Source organism: Pseudomonas putida (assembly GCF_050990305.1).
GTDB classification, from domain to species: Bacteria; Pseudomonadota; Gammaproteobacteria; order Pseudomonadales; family Pseudomonadaceae; genus Aquipseudomonas; species Aquipseudomonas putida_AH.
Genome location: NZ_CP158817.1, coordinates 5367857 through 5379686, shown reverse-complemented (window position 1 = coordinate 5379686; position 11830 = coordinate 5367857). Strand labels below are relative to the sequence as shown.

The 11830-nt window shown below is 59.1% G+C and carries 9 protein-coding genes; 3 read left to right on the top strand and 6 right to left on the bottom strand.

The features are described from left to right. Positions 1–81: 81 nt before the first annotated feature. The 4 genes from glpD to ABTV22_RS24355 form a co-directional block, all read right to left on the bottom strand. Entirely contained in the window at positions 82–1620 is a 1539-nt protein-coding gene (gene glpD / locus ABTV22_RS24370; protein ID WP_433736966.1) for a glycerol-3-phosphate dehydrogenase, read from the bottom strand. Between the two features lie 279 nt (positions 1621–1899). After that, positions 1900–2655 (bottom strand): DeoR/GlpR family transcriptional regulator, encoded by a 756-nt coding sequence (locus ABTV22_RS24365; protein ID WP_433736965.1) that lies wholly within the window; start codon positions 2653–2655, stop codon positions 1900–1902. A gap of 95 nt (positions 2656–2750) precedes the next feature. Continuing rightward, positions 2751–4256, bottom strand: coding sequence for a glycerol kinase GlpK (glpK, locus tag ABTV22_RS24360; protein WP_433736964.1), 1506 nt, complete (start codon positions 4254–4256; stop codon positions 2751–2753). 74 nt (positions 4257–4330) lie between these two features. Further along, entirely contained in the window at positions 4331–5182 is an 852-nt protein-coding gene (locus ABTV22_RS24355; RefSeq protein ID WP_433736963.1) for an MIP/aquaporin family protein, read from the bottom strand. 352 nt (positions 5183–5534) lie between these two features. Here ABTV22_RS24355 and ybaK point away from each other — a divergent pair, with 352 nt between their 5' ends. Beyond that, positions 5535–6005 carry a Cys-tRNA(Pro) deacylase gene (ybaK, locus tag ABTV22_RS24350; RefSeq protein WP_433736962.1) on the top strand — a complete coding sequence of 157 codons (471 nt, stop codon included), beginning with the start codon at positions 5535–5537 and terminating at the stop codon, positions 6003–6005. 137 nt (positions 6006–6142) lie between these two features. Next, positions 6143–6925, top strand: coding sequence for a PhzF family phenazine biosynthesis protein (locus ABTV22_RS24345; RefSeq protein WP_433736961.1), 783 nt, complete (start codon positions 6143–6145; stop codon positions 6923–6925). Positions 6926–7034: 109 nt separating this feature from the next. Here ABTV22_RS24345 and ABTV22_RS24340 read toward each other — a convergent pair whose 3' ends face one another. Both ABTV22_RS24340 and argF read right to left on the bottom strand, forming a co-directional pair. Further along, complete coding sequence (locus ABTV22_RS24340; protein ID WP_433736960.1) at positions 7035–8144, bottom strand: ABC transporter ATP-binding protein; 1110 nt, start codon at positions 8142–8144, stop codon at positions 7035–7037. Beyond that, a complete protein-coding gene (argF, locus tag ABTV22_RS24335) occupies positions 8141–9061 on the bottom strand; it encodes an ornithine carbamoyltransferase (RefSeq protein WP_433736959.1) in 921 nt (306 codons plus the stop codon). The genes ABTV22_RS24340 and argF overlap by 4 nt, the downstream gene beginning before the upstream one ends. 638 nt (positions 9062–9699) lie before the next feature. Here argF and ABTV22_RS24330 point away from each other — a divergent pair. Then, a complete protein-coding gene (locus tag ABTV22_RS24330) occupies positions 9700–11805 on the top strand; it encodes a molybdopterin oxidoreductase family protein (protein WP_433736958.1) in 2106 nt (701 codons plus the stop codon). Positions 11806–11830 lie beyond the last annotated feature (25 nt).

The window sequence follows — 11830 nt, the reverse complement described above, 5'->3', positions numbered from 1 at the left end:
GAGCTGTCGAGTGCAACGAGGCTGCGATCTTTTAAAGATCAAAAGATCGCAGCCTGCGGCAGCTCCTACACTGTTGAGCAATCAAGCCGCTTCGATCTTGCTGCGATTGCGTTCGACTTTACTCAAGTAATCCCTGAGCTTGTCCTGTTCCGCAGGGGTGGTAAACAAGCCGAGTTTGCTGCGACGCCACAGGATGTCCTGGGCGGTGGTGGCCCACTCTTCGCTGCACAGGTAATCGACTTCGCGGGTGTAGAGACCTCCGCCAATGTGTTCACCCATATCGTCCAGGCTTTGTACGCCTTCGAGCATGCGCCAGGTCCGGCTGCCGTAGGTGGTGGCCCAGCGACGAGAGATTTCGGTGGGAACCCAATCGTACTTGTCGCGGATCTGCGAGCTCAGGGCTTGCGGCGTGGTCATGTCTTCACCGCCCGGCAGGGCTTCATCGGCCGTCCAGCTCGGCAAAATACGTTGGAAGTACGGCGCCAGTTGCGCCAACGCCGACTCGGCCAATTTGCGGTAGGTCGTCAGCTTGCCGCCGAACACCGACAGCAGCGGTGCTTCTTCGCCGCTGCCCGACAGCGCCAGCGTGTAGTCTCGGGTGACGGCCGACGGGTTGTCGGATTCGTCGTTGCACAGCGGACGTACGCCGGAATAGCTGTGCAGGATGTCGTCGCGGCTGATCTGCTTCTTGAAGTGGGCATTGACCACTTTCAACAAGTAATCGGTTTCGCCTTCAGTGATCGCCACTTTGGCTGGATCGCCGGTGTACTCGCGGTCCGTGGTGCCGATCAGGGTGAAATGGTTCAGGTACGGAATGGTGAACACAATGCGCTGATCTTCATTTTGCAGAATGTGCGCATGTTCGCCTTCGTACAGCTTTGGCACGATCAGGTGACTGCCCTGGATCAGGCGGATGCCATACGGCGATTCCATTTTCAGGTCGTCACGGATGAACTTGGCCACCCACGGACCGGCTGCATTCACCAGCGCTTTGGCCCTGATCGAAAACAGGCTGCCATCGGCGCGTTCCAGGTGCAGATGCCACAGGCCCTTGGTGCGTCGTGCACTGACGCAACGGGTCTGGGTGTGGATATGTGCACCTTTTTCCCGGGCTGCCATGGCGTTCAGTACCACCAGGCGCGCATCGTCGACCCAGCAGTCGGAATATTCGAAGCCTTTGGTGATTTCGCTTTTCAGTGCGCTGTCCGGGCCGAACTTCAGGCTTTTCGAACCCAGGAGCTGTTCGCGTTTGCCGAGATTGTCATACAGGAACAGGCCGGCGCGGATCATCCACGCCGGACGCAGGTGCGGGCGGTGTGGCAGTACAAAGCGCATTTGCTTGACGATGTGCGGTGCCTTGGACAGAAGCACCTCGCGTTCGGCCAAGGCTTCGCGCACCAGGCGGAATTCGTAATGTTCGAGGTAGCGCAAGCCGCCATGGATCAGCTTGCTGCTGGCCGAGGACGTGTGGCTGGCCAGATCGTCCTTTTCGCAAAGGAACACCGAGAGACCACGGCCGGCGGCATCCGCTGCAATCCCCACGCCATTGATCCCGCCACCAATGACGGCGATATCGTAGACCTCGGCAAGAGGGGGCGCAGGCAAGGTAGAAGTGGGCATTGGCTAAGGCCTCGAAATTCTTTGATTTTTCTGTATTTGAATTCGAACATTAATGTTCATTTGCGAAAATACTAGCCCATAAAGACGCGCGCAGCCAGTCGACTTCGATTGAAAAAACTCATCGAAGGGCCGCGAAAGGAAAATATTCGAACATTGTGAAAAGCGGAGGAGGGAATTGCAGTGAGTTTTGTAGGAGCACGGCTTGCCGGCGATGGCGTACTCATGGTCGCCATCGCCGGCAAGCCGTGCTCCTACAGGGTGTTTATTCGCCCTTCGGGGTTAAACGACTTCCAACCGAATCTTGTGCTGATTCAACAACTGCGTCAGCGCCGGCACCGGTTGCTGATCGGTGACCAGGCAATCGATCAGGCTGATTGGGCCCAGGCGAATCATGGCGTTGCGCCCGAATTTGCTGGAGTCCGCCGCGAGGATCACCTGTCGGGCATTGGCGATGATCGCCTGGGACACCCGCACTTCCTGGTAATCGAAATCCAGCAGGCTGCCATCTTCATCGATGCCGCTGATGCCGACCAGGGCGAAGTCGACCTTGAACTGATTGATGAAATCGACACTGGCCTGACCGACCACACCACCGTCGCGACGCACATTACCGCCCGTCAGCAGGACATCGAAATCGTCCTTGGCGCTGAGCATCGAAGCCACGTGGAGGTTGTTGGTGATGATCTTCAGATGGCTGTGATTGAGCAGTGCGCGGGCGATGGATTCGGTGGTGGTGCCGATGTTGATGAACAGCGAGGCGTGATCGGGGATCTGCGCCGCAATGGCTTCACCGATGCGCTGCTTCTCATCGCGCATCTGATCGGCGCGCATGGCGTAGGCGGTGTTTTCCACGCTGGAATCGTAAGCCGCGCCGCCATGGTAGCGACGCAGCAGGTTGGACTCCGCCAGTTGATTGATATCGCGGCGGATGGTCTGCGGGGTAACAACGAACAGCGTGGCCATTTCCTCGATGCTGACATAGCCGCGCTCGCGGACCAGTTCGAGGATTTGTTGCTGGCGGGGAGGCAGATTCATGGGGCGTCCTTTGGGCTGCCGTGCAAAATTTGCCCATGATGCCGCAGGAATCGGCTCCCGACCAGTTACATACAGTTACCAGCCTGTGTGTCGGCTTATTCAGCCCCTTCCTGCGGCTCCCAGTCACGGGTGCGGCTGACGGCTTTTTTCCAGCCCGCGTAGAGTTTTTCTTTCGCGGCTTCGTCCAGCGTCGGTTCGAATCGACGCTCGATCACCGCTTTGCCACGCAATTCATCCAGGCTGCTCCAGAAGCCGCAGGCCAGGCCTGCCAGGTAAGCCGCGCCCAGAGCCGTGGTTTCGCGCATTTGCGGGCGCTCGACCTGGGTGCCGAGGATGTCGGCCTGAAATTGCATGAGGAAGTTGTTGGCGACCGCACCGCCATCCACGCGCAGTGCCTTGAGGCGTTCGCCGGCGTCCTGCTGCATGGCGTCGAGTACGTCGCGGGTCTGGTAGGCGATCGATTCCAGCGTTGCACGAATGATGTGATCCACGCGTACGCCGCGGGTCAGGCCAAACAGCGCACCACGGGCATAAGGGTCCCAGTACGGCGCGCCGAGACCGGTGAAGGCCGGGACCAGGTACACGCCGTTGCTGTCCTTGACCTTGTTGGCGAAGTATTCGGTGTCGTGGGCGTCGTTGATGATCTTCAACTCGTCACGCAGCCATTGCACGGTGGAACCGCCGTTGAACACCGCGCCTTCCAATGCATACGCCACTTCACCACGGGGGCCGCAGGCGATGGTGGTGAGCATGCCGTGAGTCGACTTCACGGCTTTGTCGCCGGTGTTCATCAGCAGGAAGCAACCGGTGCCGTAGGTGTTTTTGGCCTGGCCGGCCTCCACGCACATTTGGCCGAACAGCGCCGCCTGCTGGTCACCGGCGATACCGCCAATGGCGATGCCGCTTTTGGTGTGGCCATAAACTTGCGAAGAGGATTTCACCTGCGGCAGCATTTCCCGGGGGATATCCAGCACCTCCAGCATCTTCGCGTCCCACTCCAGGGTGTGGATATTGAAGAGCAGGGTGCGCGAAGCGTTGGTGTAGTCAGTGACGTGGACTTTGCCGCCGGTAAATTTCCAGATCAACCAGCTGTCGACGGTACCGAACAACAGCTCGCCGTTGCGTGCGCGCTCACGGCTGCCTTCAACGTGGTCGAGGATCCACTTGAGCTTGGTGCCGGAGAAGTAAGGGTCGGTGACCAGGCCGGTGGTCTCGCTGATGTATTGCTCGTGGCCATCACGTTTGAGCTGCTGGCAGATCTCTGTGCTGCGTCGGCACTGCCAGACGATTGCGTTGTAGATCGGGCGCCCGGTGTTCTTGTCCCAGACCACGGTGGTTTCACGCTGGTTGGTGATGCCAATGGCCGCGACCTGATCGTGATGCAGGCCGGCTTGCGCCAGGGCCTCGACCATCACGGCACTCTGGGTAGCGAAGATCTCCATTGGGTCATGCTCGACCCAGCCGGGTTGTGGGTAATGCTGTGTGAATTCGCGCTGTGCGGTGCAGACCACGTTCGCGTCGCGGTCGAAAATGATCGCGCGTGAGCTGGTCGTACCCTGATCGAGGGCAATGATGTAGTTCTTATTCTGGGTGTCGGTCATGTCGATTGCCTTGGACGAAAAAAGGGCTGAGGTCTGGCGCGCGATCTATTGGGCAGGATCATGCGCCAACGGTATCAAGAAATTCGCGGTTTGCCGTCAATGGCCGGTGTTGTGTCCTGTGTCGCAGGTACGGCGTTCGGCAGGTGGCGGGCGATGACTCCGCGATAAGCCGCGGCACCGAGGCAGGCGCCGACAATCGGCGCAAAAATCGGAATCAGGAAATACGGGATATCGCGCCCGCCAGTGAAGGAAATGTCACCCCAGCCGGCGAAAAAAGTCATCAGTTTAGGGCCGAAGTCACGGGCCGGATTCATCGCGAAGCCGGTCAACGGCCCCATCGAGCTGCCAATCACCGCAATCAGCAAGCCGATCAGCAGGGGCGCCAGTGGCCCTTTGGGCAGGCCATTGTTATCGTCGGTCAGGGACATGATCACGCCCATCAGAATGGCAGTGATGATGACTTCGACCAGAAACGCCTGGGACGTGGACAGGCTTGGATTGGGGAAGGTGGAAAACACCGACGCCAGTTCAAGGCTGGCTTCACTGCCGCGAACCATATGGTGAGTTTGTTCGAAATCGAAGAAGAGGCTGCTGTACAGCGTGTACACCAGCAACGCGCCGCAGAAGGCGCCGGCCACCTGAGCGAAGATATAGAGCGGCAGTTTGCGCTTTTCGAAGTCGGTGAAAATGCTGAGCGCAATGCTGACGGCCGGATTCAGATGGGCACCGGATACCCCGGCGGTCAGGTAGATCGCCATGCTGACACCGACGCCCCAGATGATGCTGATTTCCCACAAGCCAAAGCTGGCGCCCGCGACCTTGAGCGCGGCAACACACCCCGTACCAAAGAAGATAAGTAGCGCAGTACCCAGAAACTCGGCCATGCATTGGCTCGAGAGCGACGGTTGTTGTAAAGCAATAGTCATTGAAACCTCATTGTTTTTTTTGTCTGGCGCTTGCATTTCGATCAGTTCGAAGCGCGTTTTTCGCCGAGGCAGGATCCCCATCCTGTTCCCGGTTTACAGCTGGGTGCTGCGGTAGGACTTTTCGTACAGTTTCATAAACGAAAAAATATAGACAAGAAACGCTGCTGTCAAAGGTCGAAAGTGAACCGTTGGTCATAAAGAAACTATTCGTCTTGTGAATGATCTCGTTAAGGGGTGCGTGAATTCAGGTGCCTACGAGCTTTGGGGGCTGTGCCGCGATAGAGCCTTTTGTGGATCAATGTCCTAGAATCCGGCGCAGTATTTTTCTACTGCCGCCAAGTCTGGAGCTGTCATGACACCCGCATTGGATTTGCTGAAAAAGGTTCGGGCCGAACACCGAGTGCACAGTTATGAACATGACCCGAAGGCAGCGTCCTATGGGTTGGAAGCCGCCGAGAAGCTCGGGTTGGACCCGGCCCAGGTGTTCAAGACCTTGTTGGCGGCCAGTGAAAAAGGTGAGTTGCTGGTGGCGGTGGTGCCGGTGGGCGGGAGCCTGGACTTGAAAGCCCTGGCCCACGCGGCGGGTGTCAAGAAAGTCGAAATGGCCGATCCCGCGGCCGCACAACGTTCCACCGGGTATCTACTGGGCGGGATCAGTCCGTTGGGTCAGAAGAAGCGTTTGCGTACCTTCATCGACAATTCGGCCCAGCCCTTTGCGAGCATTTTCGTCAGCGCGGGACGTCGAGGGTTGGAAGTCGAATTGGCGCCCGCCGTGCTGGCCGAACACACCCAGGCGACGTTCGCTGATATCGGCCGTGCCTGAAGACTGACGCCTCCTGTAGGAGCGAGCATGCTCGCGATGGACGACAAGGCACCGCGGAGTATCAGGTACCCAGTGTTATCGTTCACGACCATCGCGAGCGAGCTCGCTCCTACACATCATGACAAAGGGAGAATGTTATGCAGCTTGAGTTTCACCAGGTCGACGCGTTCAGCGATCGTCCCTTCGGCGGTAACCCGGCCATGGTCTATCGGCTGGATGCCTGGCTCGCTGATGAATTGATGCAAAAGATCGCCGCCGAACACAACTTGGCCGAGACCGCTTTTGTCGTGCGCGAAGGACAGGGTTGGCACATTCGCTGGTTCACCCCGACGACTGAAGTGCCCTTGTGCGGCCACGCGACTCTGGCCAGCGCTTATGTTTTGTTTGACATCTACAAGGAGCCGGTCGAGCGCCTGGAATTTACCTGCAAGTCCGGTCCATTGAGCGTCAGTCGCGAGGGCGGGCGCCTGTGGCTGGATTTTCCGGCCATCGTCCCCTCGGAAGTGGGCGTGACCCTGGACGTCGAGCGCGCACTCGGTGTTCAAACCGTCGATGTGCTGGGTTCCAATGAGTTGTTTGTGGTGTTGGAGTCCGAGCAGGCCGTACTCGATTGCCAACCGGACATGGTTGCCCTGGCGAAGCTGCCCTGGTTGGGCGCCATCGTGACTGCCCGTGGCGGCAAGTACGATTTTGTGTCGCGCTACTTCGCGCCGGCCATCGGGATCAATGAAGACCCGGTGACTGGATCGACCCATTGCAGCCTTATTCCGTATTGGGCGAAGCGTCTGGGCAAGTCGAGTTTGACGGCTTACCAGTGTTCGACGCGGGGCGGTGAACTGTTCTGTCGCCTGGAAGGGGATCGGGTGAAGATTGGCGGGCATGCGACGCTGGTGGCCAGCGGTAAATTATTGCTTGGTTGATTTGCTTGTAGGAGCGAGGCTTGCCCGCGAAGGCGTCAAACCGGTCAATAATGATGTCGATTGTCGGTACGCCTTCGCGGGCAAGCCTCGCTCCTACAGGATTGGGGGGTCAGTTGGCGGTGCTGTACCGCCGAACACCGGATTCAACGAGCGGAATCTGCGCTGCCATGCTGCTGGAGGCCTGGAACAGCACTAGATGTTCCGCCGCCACGCGAATACCTACCTGTGCGCCAATCTGATGATCGACATGGCTCGGGAAGATCGACTCCAGCTGCGCGCCGGTCGGCATCTGCAAGCGATATAGCGTCGAAGCCCCCTGGAATGACTTGCCAGTGATCTTGGCCTTCAAGGCGCTGTCTGGCGCATAAACGATATCGTCCGGACGCAGCAACACGTCCACCGCGCCACCGACCGGCCAGGTGTAGGCACGGTTGCCGCGCAATTCGCCCAGTTCGGTTTGCACCGACTCCGGGCTGCTCAACTGGCCGCGAATGAAGTAACCCTGGCCGATGAAGCTGGCCACGTAAGGTGTCAGCGGTTCGTGGTACAGGTTGTACGGCGTGTCCCACTGTTCCAGCCGGCCTTCCTTGAACACTCCGACGTGATCGCTGACCGCAAAGGCTTCTTCCTGATCGTGGGTCACCAGAATCGCGCTGGTGCCACGGGTCTTGAGAATATCGCGCACCTCATGGCTGAGCTTGCGGCGCAGTTCACCGTCGAGGTTGGAGAACGGTTCGTCGAGCAGTAGCAATTGCGGCTCCGGCGCCAGGGCACGGGCCAGGGCCACACGCTGCTGTTGGCCACCGGAAAGCTCATGGGGAAAGCGCTTGCCGAGGTTTTTCAGGTTGACCAGTTCCAGCAGCTCTTCGACCACGCGATCCTTTTGCGGATGCTTGCGAATGCCGAAAGCGATGTTGTCGGCCACGCTCAAGTGCGGAAACAGCGCGTAATCCTGGAACACCATGCCGATGCGGCGCTTCTCCGGCGCAAGGGTGAACCCGGCGCTGGAGATCGTTTCGCCAGCCAGCTGGATATCACCTTCGTGCACCGGTTCGAAACCGGCAATGGCGCGCAGGGTGGTGGTCTTGCCGCAGCCGGAGGAGCCCAGCAGGCAACCGATGTCGCCGGCATTCAAATGCAGGTTGAGGTTCTGCACCACGCGCTGGTCTTGATAACCGCAGGCGAGGTTGCGCAGATTAAGCAGTAGTGGCTGGCTCATGCGTGGTGGTACGCCGGCTCGACCAGAAACTCAAGCAGGGCCTTTTGTGCGTGAAGACGGTTTTCCGCTTGATCCCAAGCCACTGAGCGCGGGTCGTCGAGCAGGTCGACGCTGATCTCTTCGCCACGGTGGGCCGGCAGGCAGTGCATGAACAACACGTCGTCGGCGGCCAGGTCGAGCAGGGCACGGTTGACCTGATACGGGGCGAACAGCTCAAGGCGCTTGGCGGTTTCTTCTTCCTGGCCCATGGAGGTCCAGACATCGGTGCTCACCAGATGAGCGCCGCGCACGGCATCTTTCGGATCGCGAACGACGGTTACCCGATCGCCAGCCTTGGCCAAGAACTCAGCGTTCGGCTCGTAGCCTTCAGGGCAGGCAACGCGCAACTGGAAGTCGAACTGGATTGCCGCTTCTATATAGCTGTTGCACATGTTGTTGCCGTCGCCGATCCAGGCCACGGTCTTGCCCTGAATGGAGCCGCGGTGTTCGAGGAAGGTTTGCATGTCGGCCAGCAACTGGCATGGGTGCAGGTCATCGGACAGGCCGTTGATCACCGGCACGCGCGAGTTGGCAGCGAATTCGGTCAGGGTGCTATGGGCAAAGGTACGGATCATGACGGCATCGAGCATGCTCGACATGACGATGGCGCAGTCGCTGATGGGTTCGCCACGGCCCAGTTGGGTGTCACGCGGGGACAGGAAGATTGCCTGGCCGCCGAGCTGGATCATGCCGGCTTCGAAGGAAATGCGGGTGCGGGTCGAGGATTTCTCGAAAATCATCCCGAGCACGCGATTTTTCAGGGGCTCGAACAGTACGCCGCGGTTACGCAGGTCCTTGAGCTCAACGCCTCGACGGATCACGCTGACCAGCTCTTCGGGCGTGCAATCCATCAGGGAGAGAAAGTGCCTTGCGCTCATCATTGACTACCTTTTTGCTACAAACCGCAGATGCTCAAAGCCTTGTTTAACGGAACAACGGGCGAGACCTGCGGCGTAAGCCGCACGGGGCGACGAAATAGGGGAAGGCGCGATCTTATAATTAAATGTCGCGTCTTACCAATAGGGCTACGGTTTTTAGGGGATTTCAGAGGGGCTACGGGATATTCGCTGTAGCACTTTTGAAGCCTGTTTCCTGACAGCAGCCAGGCATTTGTACACCGCGCCTGCGCCGCTTGGCAATCAAGAGGGGCGGTGGCGGGGTACTTGGGGTCGGTTTCTGACCTGTTATTCATTGTTCATCAACACGGTGTCCGGTCTGAAACATTTGCTAATGCAAAGTGCCCGCTTGGCCACGATTCAGTACCGGGCCGACGAGCACTGGCGGCTGATCGCGAATTGACCGGGATGCATGTCGCTCACGAGCAGATTGAAGCCCTCCAGCAAATCCAGTTGCAGACGCCACTCAGGTTGCCATCGAAGTGATCGACCGAGGTCATCTGTTGGCCTGATGGGCATCAATTCACAGCACGAACATCGCTGGCGCCGTCGCGGGGCAGGCGCCATAGTTTTGTTCCCGCGGCTGACATTGCCCGCCCAGAACAAGACAGAGACTGGCCATGACCAAGACTCTCCATCACCGTGCGTGCCACCTGTGTGAGGCTATCTGCGGCCTGACCATCGAAACCACCGAAGACGCCGGCAACGTACAGATCACCTCGATCAAGGGTGATCCCCTGGATACGTTCAGTCGCGGGCACATCTGCCCGAAGGCCGTGGCTCTGCAAGACATTCAGAATGACCCGGATCGCCTGCATCAGCCGATGCGTCGCGTGGGCAGCGAATGGCAGCCCATCGAGTGGGAGGATGCCTTCGAACTGGTGGCCGAACGCCTGGCGGCGATTCAGGAACGCCATGGGGCGAGCTCGGTGGCGGTCTACCAAGGCAACCCCAGCGTCCACAACTATGGGCTGATGACCCACAGCAATTATTTTCTCGGCCTGCTGAAAACCCGCAACCGATATTCCGCGACGTCGGTCGACCAGTTGCCCCATCACCTGACCAGCCATTTGATGTACGGGCACGGCTTATTGCTGCCGATCCCTGACATCGATCACACCGACTTCATGTTGATCCTTGGCGGTAATCCGCTCGCGTCCAATGGCAGCATCATGACCGTGCCGGATGTGGAGAAACGCTTGAAAGCGATTCAGGCACGGGGCGGCAAAGTCGTGGTGGTCGACCCACGTCGCAGCGAAACCGCGGCCATCGCCGATCAACATCTGTTTGTGCGTCCCGGTGGCGATGCGGCGTTGTTGTTCGGCCTGCTCAATACCCTGTTCGCTGAAGGCCTGACCCGTGACAGTCATTTGCCGGTGGACGGTCTTGATGAGGTGCGCGAGGCCGTCGCGGGATTCACCGCCGAAGCCATGAGCACGCTGTGTGCAGTGCCGGCCGAACAGATTCGCCAATTGGCGCGTGACTTCGCCCAAGCACCCACGGCGGTTTGTTATGGTCGCATGGGCGTTTCGACTCAAGCCTTTGGCACTGTGTGCCATTGGCTGGTGCAATTGATCAATCTGGTCACCGGTAACCTCGACAGTGTCGGCGGCGCCCTGTGCACCGAGCCGGCGGTGGACCTGGTGGCTTCCACTTCGGGGGGGCATTTCAATGTGTGGCAGAGCCGGGTTTCCGGACGCCCGGAGTACGCCGGAGAGTTGCCGGTGTCGGCGCTGGCCGAAGAGATGCTCACCGAAGGGCAAGGGCAGGTTCGCGCTCTGATCACCGTAGCGGGTAACCCGGTGTTATCCACGCCGAATGGCCGTCAGTTGGAGCAGGCGCTGGACGGGCTTGAATTCATGGTCAGTGTCGACTTGTACATCAACGAAACCACGCGTTACGCCGACCTGATCCTGCCGTCGACATCGGCATTGGAAAACGACCACTACGACACGACCTTCAATATGTTTGCGGTACGCAACGTGAGTCGTTTCAACCGGGCCATCCTGGCCAAACCTCAAGGTGCGCTGCACGACTGGGAGATTTTTGTCGGGTTGGCCAAGGCATTCGCCGCGAAGACCGGCAAGGAACTGAAGCCGACCGTTGCGCCGGCACAGATGATCGACCGAGGCCTGCGGATGGGGATGTATGGTGATGCCTCGGTGCACAAACTGTCGGTGGCGACCCTGTTCGATCATCCCCATGGCGTTGATCTGGGGCCACTCAAGCCCAACCTGGCGCTGCGTCTGAAGACCGACAATCAACGAATTCAGGCTGCTCCTGCCGTGATCCTTGCGGACCTGTCACGCTTTGCGGCGTTACAGACACCGGCTGCGGATGAGTTGTTGATGATTGGGCGCCGGCATGTACGCAGCAACAATTCGTGGATGCACAACTATCATCGCCTGGTGAAGGGCAAGCCCCGCCATCAGTTATTGATGCACCCGGATGATCTGGCCAGTCGCGGACTGAGCGACGGTCAGCGCGTGCGAGTCAGTTCGCGGGTCGGGATGATCGAAGTGGAAGTGCTGGGCAGTATGGATATGATGAAAGGTGTGGTCAGCCTTCCGCACGGTTGGGGCCATGCGCGACCGGGTGTGCAAATGACCATCGCCAGTGGCCAGCCGGGCTCCAGTGCCAATGACCTGACAGACGAATGCCAACTCGATGAACTGTCTGGCAATGCGGCATTTAATGGTGTTCCGGTGACCGTGGCGGCGGCTTGATCGTATCTGACGGAGAGACCGAGCA